Source organism: Curtobacterium sp. Leaf183 (genome assembly GCF_001424385.1).
Classification (GTDB): Bacteria; Actinomycetota; Actinomycetes; order Actinomycetales; family Microbacteriaceae; genus Curtobacterium.
In genome coordinates this window covers 160,817-179,551 of the sequence record NZ_LMPO01000009.1, presented here as the reverse complement: position 1 = coordinate 179,551, position 18,735 = coordinate 160,817, and the positions used below count along the sequence as shown (strand labels likewise).

Genomic DNA, 18,735 nt, shown 5'->3' with positions numbered 1-18,735 from the left:
GTCGAGGTTCCGGAATTCCGGAACCTCGACGCCCGGCACCGTCCACCTGCGGAACCTCGGAAGCCGTGAGCGGCAAGTCACGGAACCACACGCAGTGGCATGGACCCACACGACGAACGGGAGGCCCGGTGCCAGCTGGCACCGGGCCTCCCGTTCGTGTGCGAGGTCGCGACTAGATCGAGAAGCCGAGCGCGCGCATCATCTCGCGACCGTCGTCGGTGATGCGGTCCGGGCCCCACGGCGGCATCCACACCCAGTTGATGCGGAAGGCGTCGACGATGCCGTCGAGCGCGTTGGCGGTGTCGCCCTCGATGACGTCGGTCAGCGGGCAGCCCGCGCTGGTGAGCGTCATGCTGATGATGAGCGCCGTCGCCTCGTCGTCCCAGGCCAGGTCGTAGATGAGGCCGAGGTCGACGATGTTGACGCCGAGCTCCGGGTCCTGCACCTCTTTCAGGCCCTCGACGACCTCGTCGAACTTCTCCGGTGCGAGTGCGGTGATCATCAGTTGCCCGCCGCCGCTGCCTCGGCCTGCACGTACCGGTCGTAGCCCTCGTTCTCGAGGCGGTCGGCCAGCTCGGGTCCGCCCTGCTCGGCGATCTTGCCGGCGACGAACACGTGCACGAAGTCGGGCTTGATGTACCGGAGGATGCGCGTGTAGTGCGTGATGAGCAGCACGCCGAGGCCAGTGGCGGCCTTGGCGCGGTTGACGCCCTCGGACACGATCTTCAGCGCGTCGACGTCGAGTCCCGAGTCGGTCTCGTCGAGGACGGCGAACTTCGGCTTGAGCAGCTCGAGCTGCATGATCTCGTGGCGCTTCTTCTCGCCGCCGGAGAAGCCCTCGTTGACGTTGCGCTCCGCGAAGGCCGAGTCCATCTTGAGGTCGGCCATCGAGGTGCGGAGGTCCTTGACCCAGCTGCGGAGCGCGGGGGCCTCGCCGTCGATGGCGGTCTTCGCCGTGCGCAGGAAGTTCGACACGGTCACGCCGGGGATCTCGACCGGGTACTGCATGGCGAGGAACATGCCGGCGCGGGCACGCTCGTCCACGCTCATGTCGAGCACGTTCTGTCCGTCGAGCGTGATCGAGCCGCCGACGACGTGGTAGCGGGGGTGACCGGCGATCGTGTAGGCCAGCGTCGACTTGCCCGAGCCGTTCGGGCCCATGATCGCGTGGATCTCGCCCTCGTTGATGGTCAGGTCGACGCCCTTGAGGATCTCCTTGACCCCCTGGTCGGTGTCGATCGAGACCTGCAGGTCGCGGATTTCGAAAGTGGACATTGGGTTCCTCCGGTTGCAGCTGGTGTGCGGCGTCAGCCGCGGGAAGTGAGTGGTGGCCGTGTCCGGCCGGAGCACATGGGTCTCAGTCGACCGGGACGGGGTCGTGCACGTCGACGTAGACCTCGCCGTCGCGGACCTCGACCCGGAACACGGGGACGGGCTCGTACGCCGGGAAGTTCTGCGGCTTGCCAGTGGTCAGCGAGAACTGCGAACCGTGGGCCCAGCACTCGAGCGAGTCCCCTTCGACGAAGCCCTCGGCCAGGGAGATGTCCCCGTGGGTGCAGGTGTCGCCGATCGCGTGCACGGTGCCGGCGGAGTCCTTCACGATCGCGACCGCGACGCCGTCGACGACGACGCGCATCGGGCTCTCGACCGCGATGTCCGTCTCGGCGCAGATCTTCTCGGCCATCAGGCGTCCGTGGTTCCGGTCGCGGGTGCAGCGAGCACGGTGCGTCCTTCGAGGAGCTCCTGCTCGACGGCCGCGATCAGGCGTGCCTCGAGCTCGGGGGCGCCGATCTTCTGGATGACCTCGACCAGGAAGCCGAGGACGACCAGACGCCGGGCCTCTTCTTCCGGGATGCCGCGGGCCTGCAGGTAGAAGAGCTGCTCGTCGTCGAACCGACCGGTGGCGCTGGCGTGGCCGGCACCCTCGATGTTGCCGGTCTCGATCTCGAGGTTCGGGATGCTGTCCGCACGGGTGCCGTCGGTCAGGACCAGGTTGCGGTTCTGCTCGTACGAGTCCGTGCCGTCCCCGGAGCGCCCGATGAGCACGTCGCCGATCCACACGGTGTGAGCACCCTGCCCCTGCAGCGCACCCTTGTAGTTGACCCGACCGCGCGTGTTCGGCGCGTCGTGGTTCACGTAGACCTGCTGTTCGATGTACTGACCGGCGTCGGCGAAGTACACGCCGTACATCTCGGTGTCGGCCCCCTGGGCGCCGAGGTGCGTGGACGGGTTGACACGGATCACGTCACCGCCGAGCGAGACCACGACGTGCTTGAGGAAGGCGTCGCGCCCGACCTCGGCCCAGTGGGTGGCCACGTGCACGGCGTCGTCGGCCCAGTCCTGCAGGCTGACGACCGTCAGTCGTGCCCCGTCGCCCACCACGATCTCGACGTTCTCACTGAGCAGCGCGCTGCCGCGGTTGTCGATCACGACGATGCCCTGGGCGTGCGCTTCGGCCGTGATGACCGTGTGCGCCGCTCGCGGCTGCGTGCCGAAGTCGGACCGCGTGATGGTCATCGACTCGTTCGCGTCGGTCGCCTTCACCGTCACGGCGAGGACGGCGTCGCGCGCGGTCCATGCGGCGGCGGACGCTCGGTCCTCGGGGAGTCCGGCAGAGCCGACCCGGGCGTCGTCGCTGCGGACCCACTCGACGTCGGCGCCGTCGGTCTGGGTCGCGAGGTACGGGTACGCCGAGCCGTCGAGTCCGCCGTCGAGCAGCGGCTGGATCTTGTCGAGCGGCGCGAATTTCCAGTTGACCTCGCGGCCGGTGACCGCGGGGTAGGCCTCGATGTCGCCGGACTGCGGACGCTGCGACCGGGTCTGGATGGGGACCTTCGACTCCCAGGCGCCGTCCGAGTGCGCGCGAGCGCCATGCTGCTCGAGGCCGCCAGTGCTGCGCTCGGTGCCGGACGCCGGCTCGATCGGCTGGTCGATACGGGGGGTGGGGGTGGAGCTCGACATCTAGCCGACGGATCCTTCCATGCTCATCTCGATGAGCTTGTTGAGTTCGAGCGCGTACTCCATCGGGAGTTCGCGCGCGATGGGCTCGATGAAGCCGCGGACGATCATGGCCATCGCCTCGTCCTCGGCCAGACCGCGAGACATGAGGTAGAAGAGCTGCTCTTCGCTGACCCGCGAGACCGTGGCCTCGTGTCCGAGCTGGACGTCGTCCACGCGGATGTCGATCGCCGGGTAGGTGTCCGATCGGCTGATCGTGTCGACCAGCAGCGCGTCGCACCGCACCGTGTTGGCGGCGTGGTGCGCGCTCGGGTCGACCCGGACCTCGCCGCGGTAGCCGGCGCGGCCACCGCCACGGGCGATCGACTTCGACACGATCGACGACGTCGTGTACGGCGCCATGTGGATCATCTTGGCGCCGGCGTCCTGGTGCTGCCCGGGACCGGCGAAGGCGACCGACAGGGTCTCACCCTTGGCGTGCTCACCGGCGAGGTAGATCGACGGGTACTTCATCGTGACCTTGGACCCGATGTTGCCGTCGATCCACTCCATCGTGGCGCCCTCGTGCGCGATGGCACGCTTGGTGACGAGGTTGTAGACGTTGTTCGACCAGTTCTGGATCGTCGTGTAGCGCACGCGGGCGTTCTTCTTCACGATGATCTCGACGACGGCGGAGTGCAGCGAGTCGGACTTGTAGATCGGGGCGGTGCAGCCCTCGATGTAGTGGACGTAGCTGTCCTCGTCCGCGATGATCAGCGTCCGCTCGAACTGGCCCATGTTCTCGGTGTTGATGCGGAAGTAGGCCTGCAGCGGGATCTCGACGTGGACGCCCTTGGGGACGTAGACGAACGACCCGCCGGACCACACCGCGGTGTTCAGGGCAGCGAACTTGTTGTCGCCGGCCGGGATGACCGTGCCGAAGTACTCCTGGAAGAGCTCGGGGTGCTCACGGAGCGCGGTGTCCGTGTCCATGAAGATGACGCCCTGCTGCTCCAGGTCCTCGCGGATCTGGTGGTAGACGACCTCGGACTCGTACTGCGCGGCGACGCCGGCGACCAGACGCTGGCGCTCAGCCTCGGGGATGCCGAGCTTCTCGTAGGTGGCGCGGATGTCCTCGGGGAGGTCTTCCCACGACTGCGCCTGCTTCTCGGTGGAGCGGACGAAGTACTTGATGTTGTCGAAGTCGATGCCCGACAGGTCGGCGCCCCACGTCGGCATCGGCTTGCGACCGAAGAGCGAGAGCCCCTTGAGCCGGTTCTTGAGCATCCACTCGGGCTCGTTCTTGAGGTTCGAGATGTCGGTGACGACCTCGTCCGAGATGCCACGGCGGGCCGAGGCACCGGCGGAGTCGGAGTCGGACCAGCCGAACTCGTACTGGCCGAGTCCCTCGAGTTCTGGACGGTCGATGAGCACGTCGGACATGGTCTCCTCGTTTCCTTCTCGGGGCAGTTCCCTGGCGGCAACCGGCGGCTGCCGGATGCCATTCCATCGCGGACCACCGACACGACCGACCGGTCGAGCAGGGGATCACGCAGCTGCTGCCTCGCAACGTCATGGTTCCACGCAGTGCTGGGTTCCACCGGCGATCTCGGCCCATTCGGAGCCGGCGCCTGCCTAGACTTGACTGCTGCTGAACCCTCGAATCCTACAGGGCAACCGCGCAGAACGACAGGAAGGCACCACCCTCGTGACTCGCGTCGCATCTGAAGCCGAGCAGGACGTCCGCACCCCGTGGTGGTCCCTCCCCCGTGTCGTCGACCCCCGCGTCGTCGTCCTGGCCTGGGCCTCGTTCGTCGTCGAGGTCGTCCTCATCGGCACCGGAGGGCTCGTCCGCCTGACCGCGTCCGGGCTCGGATGCCCGACCTGGCCCCGATGCACGGCGGACTCGCTCGTGTCGACGCCGGAGATGGGCGTGCACGGCGTCATCGAGTTCGGCAACCGGCTGCTGACCTTCGTGCTCGTCATCGTGGCGATCGCGATGTTCCTGGCCGTCGTCCGGATGCGCGGGACCCGCCCCGAGCTGTTCTGGCTGGCGTTCGCCCAGGGCGCAGCGATCCCGGTACAGGCGGTCATCGGCGGCCTGAGTGTCCTGACCAACCTGAACCCCTACGTCGTCGGCCTGCACTTCGTCGTCTCGACGGCCCTCGTCGCGGTCACGTCCACGCTCGTGTACCGCTCGACGAACGGCCCCCGCACGGCTCGACGCACGGTGCCGCGCTGGTACCGCGGTGTCGTGGGCGGGACCATCGCCGCGACCGTCGTCACCGTGCTGATCGGCATCCTGACCACCGGCAGCGGTCCGCATGCCGGTGCCGACGAGGCGGTCGACGGCGGCCGACTGCACCGCACCGGGCTCGACCCCGCCGTGCTGCAGCACGTGCACGCGGTCCCCGCCTACGTGCTCTTCGCCCTGACGCTCGTGCTCGTCGTCGGCGCCGTGCGGCTCCGCCTGTCGAGCAAGTGGGCGCTGGTGCTGCTCGTGGTCGAGTTCGTCCAGATCGCGGTCGGCCTGACCCAGGCGCGCACGGCCCTGCCGGTCGGACTGGTCGGGACCCACATGGTGCTCGCCGGGCTGCTCGTGGGCGCTGTCACGGTCGTGACGCTCTCCACTCGCGCGAGCGCCGGACGCGACGCCGTCCGCGCACCGTTCCCCCGCTAGGGGCACGCAGTTCGGAGCGCCGCGGTGCTCGCCCGGATCCCGGACGCACGCGCGGCCTGCCGGGCCGGGCCGGCCCTGCGGCGGTCCGCCGTCGGAGGGGAGGAACGGTGCGAGCCGGTGACGAGCCTCCAGGCCGTGGACGGTGGCCCGTGACCCGTGACCCGTCACCCGCGAAGATGCAGTCCCACGGGTGCCGCCTGGTGTCGGTCACTTGCGTCCGCATGTTCCGTCATCGCACGAGTCGATCGACCGGTGCCATGTCGTCTCATGCGTCCGCATCTTCCGACGGCGATCAGGAGGCGACGCAGCGATCATGCGGCTGACCGTCCGCGTGGGACACGAGACGCCGCTGGAACCGCGGGACGCCGCCCCGTGGGGCGGCGTCCCGGATGCGCGGCGGCGTCTCGGCGGCGCCGCGGCGTCTCGCGCAGCGCCGCGCGGGCAGCGCCGACCGCTAGAAGGTGAAGACCTGCGGCAGGAGCGGGTCGATGCCCACGGCGATGAACAGCAGCGTCAGGTACGTGATCGAGCTGTGGAACACCCGCATCGGGTGGACGTGCTCGACGTGCTGGATGGCCCGGTTGTACAGCTTGTGCGACTCGATGACGAACCACACGCCACCAGCCAGGGCGACGACCGTGTACAGCGGCCCCATGTGGGCGACCGGGATCAGCAGCAGCGAGCAGACCAGCGTGGCCCAGGCGTACAGCACGACCTGCAGGCCGACGACCGTGCGACCGCGGACCACGGCGAGCATCGGCACCGAGGCGGCGTCGTAGTCATCGCGGTACTTCATCGACAGCGGCCAGTAGTGCGGCGGCGTCCACAGGAAGATCACCATGAACAGGATGACCGGCGCCCAGGTCAGCGACCCGGTGACCGCGGCCCATCCGATGAGCACGGGCATGCAGCCGGCGGAGCCGCCCCAGACGATGTTCTGCGGGGTGCGACGCTTGAGCCACAGCGTGTAGACGAACACGTAGATCAGGATCGCGGCCACGCTCAGGGCGGCGGCGAGCCAGTTGACCAGGAACCCGAGCACGGCGGTCGAACCGATCGCCAGGATCCACGAGAAGACCAGGGCCTGGCGGTCGGTGAGCTCGCCGGTGACGAGCGGGCGCGCACTGGTGCGCTTCATCAGGCGGTCGATGTCGCGGTCGATGTAGCAGTTGAAGGCCGACGCGGACCCGGCGGACATCGCGCCGCCGAGCAGCGTCCAGAAGACCAGCCACAGGTCGGGCACGCCCCGCTGGGCGAGGAACATCGTCGGTGCGGTCGTCACGAGCAACAGCTCCATGACCCGCGGCTTCGTCAGCGAGACGTACGCTCGGACCTTGCGGGACAGGGTCGAGGGACGACCGGTGTCGGGCCTGGTCACGGTGGCAGTCGGCAAGGGGACCTTCAGTCTGTTCGCTTCAGCTCGCACACTCGGTGGACGTCGCCGTCGGCGTCCGGGCATGCGCTGACCCGGAATGCTCACGGGTCCTGGACAGTTTACGTGATGGAAGCGCCGCGATGCTGCCCCGCTCCCCCGACACGCCCGGTCCACGGGCCGCAGAGGCCGGATCACGTGAACATCCGGCGTCACCTGGGGACCTTCTGTGTGGCGGTTCACTATGCTGGTGGGGCCTCCCGCTGTGTGCCCCGATGACGCCGGCCGCTCCACGAGCCGGTCGGTCGCCGTCCACCGGTGACCAGACCAGGGCCCCGGGTGGCAACCATGTCCGTGCGATGGCACGAGCCCTCGCACATGTCGCATCAAGAAGGGTCAACATCCAAGTGGCTGAATTCACCTGGGACGCCATCGACAAGAAGGCCGTCGACACGGCCCGCGTGCTCGCCGCCGATTCGGTCGAGGCCGCCGGCAACGGTCACCCCGGCACCGCGATGAGCCTCGCCCCGCTCGCCCACCTCCTCTTCCAGAAGGTGATGCACCGCGACCCGAGCGACTCCACGTGGATCGGCCGTGACCGCTTCATCCTCTCCGCGGGTCACGCCTCGATCCTGCAGTACGTGCAGTTCTACCTCGGCGGCTACGGCCTCGAGATCGACGACCTGCAGCACCTGCGCAAGTGGGGCTCGAAGACGCCGGGTCACCCGGAGTACGGCCACACGGACGGTGTCGAGATCACAACCGGGCCGCTCGGCCAGGGCCTGGCCTCGTCGGTCGGCTTCGCCTACGCGCAGCGATTCGAGCGCGGCCTCTTCGACCCGGAGACCCCGGCCGGTCAGTCCGCGTTCGACCACCACACCTACGTGATCGCCGGTGACGGCGACATGCAGGAGGGCATCACGAACGAAGCCGGTTCGCTCGCCGGACGGCAGCAGCTCGGCAACCTCATCGCGTTCTACGACTCGAACCAGATCTCGATCGAGGACAACACCGACATCGCGTTCTCCGAGAGCGTCCCCGAGCGCTACGAAGCGCTCGGCTGGCACGTCCAGATCGTCGACTGGAAGAAGACCGGCGAGTACCACGAGGACGTCGAGGAGCTGTACGCAGCCATCGAGACCGCCAAGCAGGTCACGGACAAGCCGTCGCTCATCGTCCTCAAGACGATCATCGGCTGGCCGTCGCCCACCAAGCAGAACTCGGGCAAGATCCACGGTTCGGCGCTCGGCGCCGACGAGATCAAGGGCCTCAAGGAGGTCCTCGGCTTCGACACGGACAAGACCTTCGAGGTCGCCCCCGAGGTGCTCGAGTACACGCGCGGCGCCGTCGCCAAGGGCCAGGCCCAGCACGCCGAGTGGCAGAAGACCTTCGACGCGTGGGCCGCGGCCAACGCCGACAAGAAGGCCCTGTTCGACCGCATGCAGGCCAAGGAGCTCCCCGAGGGCCTCGAGGCAGCGCTCCCGGTGTTCTCCACCGAGAAGGCCGTCTCGACCCGTGCCGCCTCGGGCAAGGTCATCAACGCCATCGCGCCGCTGATGCCCGAGTTCTGGGGTGGGTCCGCCGACCTCGCCGAGTCGAACCTGACCACGATCGAGGACGCCAAGTCCTTCGGTCCGGCCGAGGCCTCGACGTCGACCTGGAGCACCGACCCGTTCGGTCGTGTGCTGCACTTCGGCATCCGCGAGCACGCCATGGGCGCGATCCTCAACGGCATCGTCCTGCACGGCAACACGCGCCCCTTCGGTGGCACGTTCCTGATCTTCAGCGACTACATGCGCCCGGCGGTCCGTCTCGCCGCGCTCATGAAGGCGCCGGCGGTCTACGTCTGGACGCACGACTCCATCGCCCTCGGCGAGGACGGCCCCACCCACCAGCCGATCGAGCAGCTCACGGCACTCCGCGCGATCCCGGGTCTCGACGTCGTCCGTCCGGCCGACGCCAACGAGGTCGCGTACGCGTGGCTGACGGTCCTGTCGCACACCGACCGCCCGGCCGGTCTGGCGCTCAGCCGCCAGAACCTCCCGGTGTTCGAGCGTGGCGAGGGCGATGCCTCCGGCGAGACCCTCGCGTCCGCCAAGAACGTCGCGAAGGGCGCGTACGTGCTCGCCGAGGCGCCGAACGGCACCCCGGACGTCATCCTCATCGGCTCCGGCTCCGAGGTGCAGATCGCGATCGACGCGCGCGAGCAGCTCAAGGGCGAGGGCATCAACGCCCGCGTCGTGTCGGCGCCGTCGCTCGAGTGGTTCTTCGAGCAGGACGAGGCCTACCGCGAGTCGGTGCTCCCGTCCTCGGTCAAGGCCCGCGTGTCGGTCGAGGCCGGCATCGGCATGAGCTGGCGCGACATCGTCGGCGACGCCGGTCGCAGCGTCTCGATCGAGCACTTCGGCGCCTCGGCGGACTACCAGACGCTGTACAACGAGTTCGGCTTCACCACCGAGCACGTCGTCGCAGCCGCGAAGGAAACCATCGCAGCAGCATCCTGAGTCGTGAGGGCCGGGTCCGGTACACGGGCCCGGCCCTCCGCACGGGAGGCTCCGGGCGGCTCCGCACGTCACCTCCCGTCTTCAGGGGCTCGCCCCCACAGACCCCGACGCACCAAGTCGACGAAAGAAGAGAAACACATGGCTGACACCACCCCCACCGAAGCGCTCTCCGCCACCGGCGTGAGCATCTGGCTCGACGACCTGTCCCGCGAACTGCTCGAGACCGGTCGTCTCGAGAACCTCATCAAGGACCGCAACGTCGTCGGCGTGACGACCAACCCGACGATCTTCGCGTCGGCCCTCGCCAAGGGCGAGCGCTACGACGCCCAGGTCAAGGAGCTCGCGGCGAAGGACACCGACGTCACCGAGGCGATCTTCGAGATCACCACGCAGGACGTCGCCAACGCCTCCGACGTCTTCAAGGCGATCTACGACGACACCAAGGGCTTCGACGGCCGCGTGTCGATCGAGGTCGAGCCGGGCCTGGCGCACGAGACCGCCAAGACCATCGAGCAGGCCAAGTTCCTGTTCGAGAAGGTCGGCCGCGAGAACGTCCTCATCAAGATCCCCGCGACGATCGAGGGCCTCGAGGCGATCACCGAGGTCATCGGCGCCGGCATCTCGGTCAACGTCACGCTGATCTTCTCGCTCGAGCGCTACCGCGCCGTCATCGACGCCTACCTCGGCGGTCTCGAGAAGGCCAAGGCCGCTGGCCACGACCTGTCGAAGATCCACTCGGTGGCGTCGTTCTTCGTGTCGCGCGTCGACTCCGAGATCGACAAGCGCCTCGACGCCGTCGGCACGGACGAGGCCAAGGCCCTCAAGTCGAAGGCCGGCATCGCCAACGCGCAGCTCGCCTACCAGGTCTGGACCCAGGCCTTCGCCTCGGAGCGTGCCCTCGGCCTGCTCGAGGCCGGTGCCAACACGCAGCGTCCGCTCTGGGCCTCGACCGGCGTCAAGGACCCGTCGCTGCCCGACACGCTGTACGTGACCGAGCTCGCCGCACCGAACACGGTCAACACCATGCCCGGCAAGACGCTGGAGGCCACGTTCGACCACGGCGAGATCCACGGTGACGCGATCGCCGGACAGTACGACGACGCCAACCGGGTCATGGACCAGCTCGCGGCGCAGGGAATCGACTACGACGACGTCGTGGCGCTCCTCGAGAAGGAGGGCGTGGACAAGTTCAACGTCTCCTGGGGTGAGCTCGTCGACACCGTGAAGACGGCCCTCGAGAACGCCAAGAAGTAGTGACTGTCTCCATCGCCGCCAGCGGTGACGCGGCGCGGGCCATCGAACAGGTGGTCCCGCGCCTCGTCACCGACCTGGTGGCGTCGGGCATCACCGCCCAGGACCCCGACCTCTGGGGTCCCTCGGCGGAGACCGAGGCCGCATCGCGCCTCGGCTGGGTCGAGGCAGTGGCGGTCTCGCGGCCGCTCGTGGCCCGCATCGTCGAGCTGCGGGAGCAGCTGCTGGCCGACGGGGTCGACCACGTCGTCCTCGCCGGCATGGGTGGCTCGTCCCTCGCCCCCGAGGTCATCACCCGGACCGCGGGTGTCCCCCTGACGGTGCTGGACTCGACCGACCCCGCCCAGGTCACCGCGGCGCTGACCGACCGCCTCGAGCGCACCGTGCTCGTCGTGTCGTCGAAGTCGGGCTCCACGCTCGAGACCGACTCGCAGCGCCGGGCCTACGAGCAGGCGTTCCGCGACGCCGGCATCGACCCCGCCCAGCGGATCGTCGTGGTCACGGACCCGGGCTCCCCGCTCGAGGCATCCGCGACCGATGCCGGCTACCGCGTCTTCACCGCCGACCCCACGGTCGGCGGGCGGTACTCCGCACTGACCGCCTTCGGGCTGGTGCCCGCGGGACTGGCGGGTGCGGACATCGCCGAACTGCTCGACGAGGCGGACGCCATCTCGGCGTTGCTCGCAGTCGACATCGACGAGAACCCCGGGCTCGTGCTCGGAGCGGTCCTCGCCGGGACGTCGCCGCTGCGGGACAAGATCGGCATCGTCCCGGACGGCACCCACATCATCGGGTTCGCCGACTGGGCCGAGCAGCTGATCGCCGAGTCCACGGGCAAGTCCGGGACGGGCCTGCTCCCCGTCGTGCTCGACGTGGACGCCCCCGAGCTCACCGCGGACCTGCCCGACCTGCAGGTCATCCGGCTGGTCGGCTCCCGCGACGACGAACGCCACGTCGCCGAGAGCGAGGTCGAGATCACCGGCACGCTCGGCGGCCAGTTCCTGGTGTGGGAGTACGCCGTGGCCGTCGCCGGGCGACTGCTCGGCATCGACCCCTTCGACCAGCCCGACGTCGAGGCGGCCAAGGTCGCCACCCGTGCGCTGCTCGACGGCGACGGCACGCCCGTCCCGTCGGCCGCGCCGTCCTTCCAGGACCGCGGCGTGACCGTGACCGCGACCGGTCTCGAGACCGGCGGCGGCCTCGACCAGGCCATGTTGAGCCTCCTGTCAGGCGTGGGTGCCGACGGCTACGTCGCCATCCAGGCCTACGTCGACCGCAACGTGAACCGCGAACTCGCGGTGCTGCGCGACGTCGTCGCCGAGCACGTCGGCCGACCGGTCACCTTCGGGTGGGGTCCGCGCTTCCTGCACTCCACCGGCCAGTACCACAAGGGCGGACCCGCGACGGGGGTGTACCTGCAGATCCTCGCCGACGACGCGGGCGACCTGCGGATCCCCGGTCGGCCCTTCACGTTCGGCCAGCTCATCCGGGCCCAGGCTGCCGGGGACGCCAGCGTCCTCGCCCAGCACGGTCGTCCGGTGCTGACGCTGTCGTCCGGGGACCTCCCGGCACTGACGGACGTCGTCACCGCGGCGCTGCAGGGGCCCACACCCACTTCCTGACACCAAAGGAGTTCACCGACACATGTCACCGGTGGCGATCACCCCGGAGCACAACCCGCTCCGGTTGCCCACGGACCGTCGACTGAACCGGATCGCGGGTCCGAGCACCCTCATCATCTTCGGCGTGACGGGCGACCTGTCCCGCAAGAAGCTGATGCCCGCGGTCTACGACCTCGCGAACCGGGGGCTCCTGCCGCCCGGGTTCGCGTTGGTCGGGTTCGCTCGGCGTGACTGGGAGGACCAGGACTTCTCCCAGCTCGTCCACGACGCGGTCAAGGAGCACTCGCGGACACCCTTCGACGAGGACGTCTGGCGGCAGCTCGAACAGGGCATCCGCTTCGTCCAGGGGTCGTTCGACGACCCCGAGGCGTTCGTCCAGCTCAAGGAGACCGTCGACGCGCTCGACGCCGAGCGGGGAACGCTCGGCAACCACGCCTTCTACCTGTCCATCCCGCCCAAGATGTTCCCGGTCGTCACCGAGCAGCTCAAGCTGTCCGGCCTGACCGAGAAGGCCGAGGGGTCGTGGAGTCGTGTCGTCGTGGAGAAGCCCTTCGGGTCCGACCTGCGCACCGCACGCGAGCTGAACGCCATCGTCGAGAGCGTCTTCGCGCCCGACGACGTGTTCCGCATCGACCACTACCTCGGCAAGGAGACGGTCCAGAACCTCCTGACGCTGCGGTTCGCGAACCAGATGTACGAACCGATCTGGAACTCGAACTACGTGGACCACGTGCAGATCACGATGGCCGAGGACATCGGCGTCGCCGGACGCGCGGCGTACTACGACGGCATCGGTGCGGCACGCGACGTCATCCAGAACCACCTGCTGCAGCTCCTCGCGCTCACCGCGATGGAGGAGCCCGTCTCGTTCAAGGCCGGACACCTCCGTGCCGAGAAGGAGAAGGTGCTCTCCGCCGTGGAGCTGCCGTCCGACCTCAGCACGGCGACCGCCCGCGGGCAGTACGACGGCGGCTGGCAGGGCGGCGAGAAGGTCCTCGGGTTCCTCGAGGAAGCGGGCATGAACCCCGAGTCCACGACCGAGACCTTCGCGGCGATCAAGTTGAACATCGCCACGCGGCGTTGGCAGGGTGTGCCGTTCTACCTGCGTGCCGGCAAGCGCCTCGGCCGCCGTGTCACGGAGATCGCGATCGTCTTCAAGCGCGTCCCCGAGGACGTCTTCGGCATCCCGCAGTCGCCGCTCGGCCAGAACGCGCTGGTCATCCGCGTGCAGCCGGACGAGGGCGTCACGCTCCGCTTCGGCTCGAAGGTCCCCGGCGTCGGCACCCAGGTGCGCGACGTGACGATGGACTTCGGCTACGGCCACGCGTTCACCGAGGCATCCCCCGAGGCGTACGAGCGACTCATCCTCGACGTACTCCTCGGCGACCCACCGCTGTTCCCGCGCCACCAAGAGGTGGAGCTCTCCTGGAAGATCCTCGACCCCATCGAGGAGTTCTGGCGCACGCAGGGCCAGCCCGAGCAGTACCGTCCCGGCACGTGGGGTCCGGCCTCGGCCGACGACCTGCTGAGCCGCGACGGCCGGACCTGGAGGCGTCCATGAAGATCGACCTGCCGAACACCACGGTCTCGAAGATCCAGAAGACCCTCGTCCACATCCGCGAAGAAGGCGGCGCCGTCGCACTGGGTCGCGTCCTGACGTTGATCATCTCGACGGCCCTGGGCCACGAGGAAGAGGCGATCGCGGCCGCGAACGAGGCATCCCGCGAGCACCCGATGCGCGTCATCATCGTGTCCAAGAACGACGGTGACATCGCCTCGCCCGGTCGGCTCGACGCGCAGATCCGCGTCGGCAGCGACGCGGGTGCGAGTGAGGTCATCGTCCTGCGCGCGTACGGCGAGACCGCCACGAACGAGGAGAGCCTGGTCACCGGTCTGCTGCTCCCCGACGCGCCGGTCATCGCCTGGTGGCCCGGGATCGCGCCGCCGAAGCCGGCCGAGTCGTCGCTCGGCCGCATCGCCCAGCGGCGCATCACCGACGCGGCCACACAGAAGGACCCGAGCGCGGCGATAACCGCACTGGCGGAGTCGTACGTGCCGGGTGACACCGACTTCGCGTGGACCCGGCTGACGCTCTGGCGCAACCAGCTCGCCGCGGCGCTCGACCAGCCGCCGTACGAGCCGATCACCGGTGTCGAGGTGTCGGGGGCGAGCGACAGCCCGTCGACGATCCTCCTCGCCGCGTGGCTCCAGCTGCAGCTCCAGGTCCCGGTGTCGGTCGTGACCTCCCCGCGTGCCACGGGCTCGAGCGGCATCCACGGCGTCTCGCTCGTCCGCGAGTCCGGCACCATCGAGCTCGAGCGCTCCCTGGTCGACGTGGCGACGCTGTCGATGCCCGGTCAGCCGGTGCACGACCTGTCGCTGCCGCGCCGGAACCTGCGCGACTGTCTCGCAGAGGAACTCCGTAGACTCGACCCGGACGTCCTCTTCGGAGACGTCGTCAAGCACGGGGTGGCCCAGCTCCGCGAGCACATCGCGAACTGACCGCACCACTCGGTCGGGTCGCATGTCCAGCGCGGACGTGCGACCCGACCGGACCGAAGGCGGTCCACCACGGCCCGCCGACCTGAACACGGGAGTCACGTGACCAACGAACGGCGGGTGCTGGTGCACCCGGACAAGCAGGCCCTCGGCGCGTCCGTCGCCGCACGCTTCATCACGAAGATCATCGACGTGCTGGACGAGCAGGAGCGCGCGGACATCGCCATCAGCGGTGGTTCGGTGTCGACCCTCGTGCTCGCCGCCATCGGCCAGTCGCAGGCGCGTGAGAGCGTCGACTGGTCGAAGGTGCACGTCTGGTGGGTCGACGAGCGCTGGGCACCCGAAGGTGATGCCGACCGCAACGTCACCGGCACGCAGGCCGACTTCTTCGACCACGTCGGCATCCCGGCGTCGAACATCCACCCGATGGCCGCGTCCGACGCCGGCATCTCCATCGACGAGGCCGCGGCGCGGTACGAGCGCGAGCTGCAGGACGCGGCGCCCGACTCGGCCGTCGCGCCGAAGTTCGACATCACGCTCCTCGGCGTCGGCCCGGACGGCCACACCGCGTCGCTCTTCCCGGAGTTCGCGCAGCTGTCGATCACCGACCGCACGGTCGTGCCGGTCGACGACTCCCCCAAGCCCCCGCCGCAGCGTCTGACCCTGACCTACCCGGCGATCAACGCGTCGCAGCGCGTGTGGGTCATCTTGTCCGGCGCCGAGAAGGCCTCGGTCCTCGGCCTGGCACTCGCTGGTGCCTCGGTCGACGAGGTCCCCGTCGGCGGCGTGCAGGGTCGCAAGCGCACCGTGTTCTTCGTGGACCAGGACGCCGCACGCGACGTCCCCGAGAACCTGATCGCGTCGACGTACTGACATCCCGCACCCTCTGACAGGAGGCCCGGTGCCAGCTGGCACCGGGCCTCCCGTCGTTCCGGGGTCGCCCCCCAACCCGCGCGAGGTTCCGAAGTCATGGCATCTCGCGCCCACTGACCGGTCACTCGCGGAACCGCGACGCCAGCCGCGCGGCGAGTCGTGCGATCTCGAAGACCGCCGCACCGCTGATCGCCACCCGCAACGACGAAGGCCCCCGCACCGGAGTGCGGGGGCCTTCGTGACGTTCGGTGCTACTTCGCGGTACCGCGACGCTGCCGGAGCTGCTGCAGCGCGTCTTCGAGGAGCTGTGCTGCTTCTTCCTCGGTGCGGCGCTCCTTGACGTACGCCAGGTGGGTCTTGTACGGCTCGGTCTTCGTGACCTGCGGCGGGTTCTCCTTGTCGCGGCCCGCCGGGAGCCCGGTGGACGGCGAGTCGACCGTCTCCGGGATCTCGTCGTCGGGGAGGTTCGCCGCGAAGTAGCGGACGACCTCGTTCCCCAGCGCGTCCCAGTACGAGATCGCGACGCGCTCGGCCTGGACCCCGCGGTCCTGCTCCCCCATCGGGCCTGCACCGACGCGCGACCCCCGGATTGCACTGCCTCCTGATGCCATGACTCAGCTCCCCGCTGTGAACTTGTTGATGAGACCGAGCACGATGATGCTCACGATCCAGAGCAGACCGAGGATCACCGTGATCCGGTTCAGGTTGCGCTCGGCCACGCCGGACGCCCCGAGGTTGCTCGTCACACCGCCGCCGAACATGTCGGAGAGGCCGCCACCGCGGCCCTTGTGCAGGAGGATGAGGAGCGTGAGCAGGAGGCTCGTGATTGCGAGCAGGACCTGCAGCACGACGGAGAGTATCGCCACGACGTACCTTTCGTGTCAGTCAGCCATGCAAGTGTACCGGGCCGCCGGAGCGGCCGGGTCACCGGCACGGGCGTGGCTCGGGCCGGCCACGGTGACGCGGCCGGCCCGAACTGGTCGGATCAGAGTCCGACGTGATGCCGGAAGCGCGCGATCGCCGCGAACTCCTGCACGTCGAGGGACGCGCCACCGACGAGCGCGCCGTCGACGTCGGGCTCGCGGAGGAAGCCCGCGATGTTGCCCGACTTGACGGAGCCGCCGTACAGCACGCGCGTCGCGGCGGCGAGGTCCTCGCCCCACGCGGCGGCGATTCCCCGGCGGATGGCGGCGCACTCGTCCTGCGCCTGGTCGGCCGACGCTGCCTGGCCGGAACCGATGGCCCAGACGGGCTCGTACGCGACGACGATCTCGGACGGCTGCACGGCGTCGAGGACGACCTGCAGCTGCTCGACGGCAACGACACCGGCGCCGCGTTCTTCACGCTGCTCGCCGGTCTCGCCCACGCACACCACCGGCACGACGCCGTGCTTGACTGCGGCGGCCGTCTTGGCGGCCACGACCTGGTCGGTCTCCCCGTGCATCGTGCGACGCTCGGAGTGTCCGACGATCACGTACGCGGCGTCGAGTGCCGCGAGGAACGCACCAGAGACGTCACCGGTGTACGCACCCGAGTCGTGCTGGGACAGGTCCTGGGCGCCGAAGCGGATCGGGAGCTTGTCGGCCGAGATGAGCGTCTGCACGCTGCGCAGGTCGGTGAAGGGCGGGAACACCGCGACCTCGACGTCGTCGAAGTCGTGGCGTGCGTCCTTCAGCGTCCACGCGAGCTTCTGCACGGTCGCGATCGCCTGGAGATGATCGAGATTCATCTTCCAATTGCCGGCGATGAGCGGTGTTCGGGTCATCGGGTCCATCCGAGTGCTTCGAGACCGGGCAGCGACTTGCCCTCGAGGAACTCGAGGCTCGCACCGCCGCCGGTCGAGATGTGGCCGAACTGGTCGTCGGAGAACCCGAGCGACCGCACGGCCGCGGCGGAGTCGCCACCGCCGACGACCCCGAGGCCGTCGACCTCGGTCAGGGCCTGCGCGACGGTCTTCGTCCCCGCGGCGAAGGCCGGGAACTCGAACACGCCCATCGGGCCGTTCCAGAACACGGTCTTCGACCCGGACACCGCGCGGGCGAACCGCTCGGCCGTCTCCGGACCGATGTCGAGGCCGATGCCGTCGGCACCGAACGACGACGACTCGATCGCGTCAGCGGCCACCGTCTCGTGTTCGGCGTCCGCTGCGAAGCCGGATGCCACGACGACGTCGGTCGGCAGGTCGATCGTCACGCCGAGCTCGTCCGCGCGCGACAGGTACTCGCGGACGACGTCGAGCTGGTCCTGTTCGAGCAGGGACTTGGCGACGCCGTGGCCCTGAGCCGCCAGGAAGGTGAAGAGCATGCCACCGCCGATGCAGAGCGTGTCGACCTGCGGGAGCAGGTGGTCGATCACACCGAGCTTGTCGCTGACCTTCGATCCGCCGAGCACCACCGTGTAGGGGCGCTCGGGAGTCGCGGTCAGGCGCTCGAGCACGCGCAGTTCGGTCTCGATGAGCCCACCCGCAGCCGAGGGCAGCACCGACGCGAGCTCGTAGACCGAGGCCTGCTTGCGGTGCACGACACCGAACCCGTCGGACACGAAGGCGTCGGCCATGGCGGCGATCCGCTCCGCGAAGGCCTGGCGCTCGGCTGCGTCCTTCGAGGTCTCCTCCGGGTTGAAGCGGAGGTTCTCGAGCAGCAGGACGTCGCCGTCCTGGAGCTCGTCGGCTGCCGCACCGGCGAGGTCACCGACGGTCTCGTCGACGAACTCGACGGGCTTGCCGAGCAGCTCGGACAGACGCTGCCCCACCGGCGCGAGGGAGTACTCCGGTGTCGGCGAGCCGTCCGGGCGACCGAGGTGCGAGATCACGATGACGCGAGCGCCGGCCGTGATGAGCGTGTTCAGCGTGCCGAGGGACGCGCGAACGCGCCCGTCGTCCGTGATGACCCCGTCCTTGAGCGGGACGTTGAGGTCACACCGGACGACGACGCGCTTGCCGGCGAGGTCACCGAGGTCGCCCCAGTGACCGGGGCTCCCCAGGGTTCGGAGGCTCAT

Annotated in this window: 17 protein-coding genes; 7 read left to right on the top strand and 10 right to left on the bottom strand. The window is 69.2% G+C overall.

The genetic code is table 11. The annotated features are described in order from the left end of the window. Window positions 1–172: 172 nt before the first annotated feature. The 5 genes from ASG04_RS11645 to sufB form a co-directional block, all read right to left on the bottom strand. A complete protein-coding gene (locus ASG04_RS11645; RefSeq protein WP_056124405.1) occupies window positions 173–502 on the bottom strand; it encodes a metal-sulfur cluster assembly factor in 330 nt (109 codons plus the stop codon). Continuing rightward, window positions 502–1,275 carry a Fe-S cluster assembly ATPase SufC gene (gene sufC / locus ASG04_RS11640; protein WP_056124404.1) on the bottom strand — a complete coding sequence of 258 codons (774 nt, stop codon included), beginning with the start codon at window positions 1,273–1,275 and terminating at the stop codon, window positions 502–504. Before sufC ends, ASG04_RS11645 begins: the two co-directional genes overlap by 1 nt. An 82-nt stretch (window positions 1,276–1,357) precedes the next feature. Then, a complete protein-coding gene (locus ASG04_RS11635; RefSeq protein WP_082518070.1) occupies window positions 1,358–1,684 on the bottom strand; it encodes a non-heme iron oxygenase ferredoxin subunit in 327 nt (108 codons plus the stop codon). After that, a complete protein-coding gene (gene sufD / locus ASG04_RS11630) occupies window positions 1,684–2,961 on the bottom strand; it encodes a Fe-S cluster assembly protein SufD (RefSeq protein ID WP_082518068.1) in 1,278 nt (425 codons plus the stop codon). Before sufD ends, ASG04_RS11635 begins: the two co-directional genes overlap by 1 nt. Continuing rightward, window positions 2,962–4,380 (bottom strand): Fe-S cluster assembly protein SufB, encoded by a 1,419-nt coding sequence (sufB, locus tag ASG04_RS11625; protein WP_056124401.1) that lies wholly within the window; start codon window positions 4,378–4,380, stop codon window positions 2,962–2,964. Between the two features lie 265 nt (window positions 4,381–4,645). Between sufB and ASG04_RS11620 the strand changes: the two genes are divergently transcribed. Beyond that, window positions 4,646–5,617 carry a COX15/CtaA family protein gene (locus ASG04_RS11620; protein ID WP_056124399.1) on the top strand — a complete coding sequence of 324 codons (972 nt, stop codon included), beginning with the start codon at window positions 4,646–4,648 and terminating at the stop codon, window positions 5,615–5,617. A 454-nt stretch (window positions 5,618–6,071) separates the two neighbouring features. Here ASG04_RS11620 and ASG04_RS11615 read toward each other — a convergent pair whose 3' ends face one another. After that, complete coding sequence (locus ASG04_RS11615; protein ID WP_056124398.1) at window positions 6,072–6,995, bottom strand: heme o synthase; 924 nt, start codon at window positions 6,993–6,995, stop codon at window positions 6,072–6,074. Window positions 6,996–7,396: 401 nt separating this feature from the next. On the opposite strand from ASG04_RS11615, the gene tkt reads away from it, so the two are divergent. The 6 genes from tkt (at window position 7,397) to pgl (ending at window position 15,738) form a co-directional block, all read left to right on the top strand. Then, window positions 7,397–9,493, top strand: a complete 2,097-nt coding sequence (gene tkt / locus ASG04_RS11610; protein WP_056124396.1) for a transketolase — start codon at window positions 7,397–7,399, stop codon at window positions 9,491–9,493. A gap of 138 nt (window positions 9,494–9,631) precedes the next feature. Then, a complete protein-coding gene (gene tal, locus ASG04_RS11605) occupies window positions 9,632–10,747 on the top strand; it encodes a transaldolase (RefSeq protein ID WP_056124394.1) in 1,116 nt (371 codons plus the stop codon). Next, window positions 10,747–12,366, top strand: a complete 1,620-nt coding sequence (locus ASG04_RS11600; RefSeq protein WP_056124391.1) for a glucose-6-phosphate isomerase — start codon at window positions 10,747–10,749, stop codon at window positions 12,364–12,366. Before tal ends, ASG04_RS11600 begins: the two co-directional genes overlap by 1 nt. 22 nt (window positions 12,367–12,388) lie before the next feature. After that, complete coding sequence (gene zwf / locus ASG04_RS11595; protein WP_056124388.1) at window positions 12,389–13,927, top strand: glucose-6-phosphate dehydrogenase; 1,539 nt, start codon at window positions 12,389–12,391, stop codon at window positions 13,925–13,927. After that, window positions 13,924–14,868 carry a glucose-6-phosphate dehydrogenase assembly protein OpcA gene (locus ASG04_RS11590; protein ID WP_056124385.1) on the top strand — a complete coding sequence of 315 codons (945 nt, stop codon included), beginning with the start codon at window positions 13,924–13,926 and terminating at the stop codon, window positions 14,866–14,868. Before zwf ends, ASG04_RS11590 begins: the two co-directional genes overlap by 4 nt. 99 nt (window positions 14,869–14,967) lie before the next feature. After that, window positions 14,968–15,738 carry a 6-phosphogluconolactonase gene (gene pgl / locus ASG04_RS11585; protein ID WP_056124382.1) on the top strand — a complete coding sequence of 257 codons (771 nt, stop codon included), beginning with the start codon at window positions 14,968–14,970 and terminating at the stop codon, window positions 15,736–15,738. Window positions 15,739–15,989: 251 nt separating this feature from the next. Here pgl and ASG04_RS11580 read toward each other — a convergent pair whose 3' ends face one another. The 4 genes from ASG04_RS11580 to ASG04_RS11565 form a co-directional block, all read right to left on the bottom strand. Further along, window positions 15,990–16,349, bottom strand: a complete 360-nt coding sequence (locus ASG04_RS11580; protein ID WP_056124379.1) for an RNA polymerase-binding protein RbpA — start codon at window positions 16,347–16,349, stop codon at window positions 15,990–15,992. Window positions 16,350–16,352: 3 nt separating this feature from the next. Then, window positions 16,353–16,604, bottom strand: a complete 252-nt coding sequence (secG, locus tag ASG04_RS11575) for a preprotein translocase subunit SecG (protein WP_056124375.1) — start codon at window positions 16,602–16,604, stop codon at window positions 16,353–16,355. Between the two features lie 119 nt (window positions 16,605–16,723). Next, a complete protein-coding gene (gene tpiA / locus ASG04_RS11570; RefSeq protein WP_056124372.1) occupies window positions 16,724–17,512 on the bottom strand; it encodes a triose-phosphate isomerase in 789 nt (262 codons plus the stop codon). Continuing rightward, window positions 17,500–18,735, bottom strand: a complete 1,236-nt coding sequence (locus tag ASG04_RS11565; RefSeq protein ID WP_056124369.1) for a phosphoglycerate kinase — start codon at window positions 18,733–18,735, stop codon at window positions 17,500–17,502. The genes tpiA and ASG04_RS11565 overlap by 13 nt, the downstream gene beginning before the upstream one ends.